Annotated in this window: 1 protein-coding gene; it reads left to right on the forward strand. The window is 64.2% G+C overall.

The window, feature by feature from the left end:
- Window positions 1–625: alpha-amylase family glycosyl hydrolase (locus tag M8J73_RS44510; protein ID WP_249829929.1), on the forward strand; the 625-nt coding region annotated here is incomplete at both ends.

Consider the following 625-nt stretch of genomic DNA (forward strand, 5'->3'; position numbering starts at 1 on the left):
GTCATCATCGACTTCGTCATGAACCACACCAGCGACCAGCACCCGTGGTTCCAGGAGTCCCGCAAGGACCCCGACGGCCCCTACGGCGACTACTACGTCTGGGCCGACGACGACAAGCAGTACCAGGACGCCCGCATCATCTTCGTCGACACCGAAGTCTCCAACTGGACCTTCGACCCCGTCCGCAAGCAGTACTTCTGGCACCGCTTCTTCGCCCACCAACCGGACCTCAACTACGAGAACCCGGCGGTGCAGGAGGAGATGATCTCGGCGCTGCGGTTCTGGCTGGACCTGGGCATCGACGGCTTCCGGCTCGACGCCGTGCCGTACCTGTACCAGCAGGAGGGCACCAACTGCGAAAACCTTCCGGCGACCCATGACTTCCTGAAGCGGGTCCGCAAGGAGATCGACGCCCACTACCCCGACACGGTGCTGCTGGCCGAGGCGAACCAGTGGCCGGAGGACGTCGTCGACTACTTCGGCGACTACACCAGCGGCGGCGACGAATGCCACATGGCGTTCCACTTCCCCGTCATGCCGAGGATCTTCATGGCGGTCCGCAGGGAATCGCGCTACCCCGTCTCCGAGATCCTCGCCAAGACACCCGCGATCCCCTCCAACTGCC

The sequence above is a fragment of the Streptomyces neyagawaensis genome (genome assembly GCF_023516595.1).
Lineage (GTDB): Bacteria > Actinomycetota > Actinomycetes > Streptomycetales > Streptomycetaceae > Streptomyces > Streptomyces neyagawaensis.